This is a genomic window from Paenibacillus tyrphae, assembly GCF_027925525.1.
GTDB classification, from domain to species: Bacteria; Bacillota; Bacilli; order Paenibacillales; family NBRC-103111; genus Paenibacillus_G; species Paenibacillus_G tyrfis_B.
Map to the genome: position 1 here is coordinate 1 of NZ_BSDJ01000101.1, position 477 is coordinate 477.

The 477-nt window shown below is 62.3% G+C and carries 1 protein-coding gene; it reads left to right on the plus strand.

Annotated elements, in window-relative coordinates:
- On the plus strand, window positions 1-477 hold a 477-nt coding region (locus QMG93_RS35030; protein WP_281944525.1), incomplete at both ends, for an AMP-binding protein.

Consider the following 477-nt stretch of genomic DNA (forward strand, 5'->3'; position numbering starts at 1 on the left):
GCGTCTGCACGGGTGGATACGGGATTACGAAATCACGGTGTTCGAATCGACGCCGGCGCTGATCGTGCCGTTTATGCAGCATATCGCGGACCACGGTCTGGACATTAGCTCGATGGAGCTGCTGATTACGAGCTCGGACAGCTGCAGCGTGACGGATTACCGGGTACTGCAGGAGCAGTTCGGCCCGACCATGCGGATCATCAACGCGTATGGAGTCACGGAAGCGGCGATCGATTCGAGCTACTACGACGAACCTTTGTCGAAGCTGCCGGAGACGGGCAGTGTGCCGATCGGGCAGGCGTGGCTGAATGCGCGGTTCTACATCGTGGACGCGCAGCTCAATCCGGTGCCGGTGGGCGTGCTGGGCGAGCTGTGCATCGGCGGGGCCGGGGTAGCGCGAGGCTACTTGAACCGGCCGGAGCTGACGGCGGAGAAATTTGTGCCGAATCCGTTCGTGCCGGGCGAGCGTTTGTACCG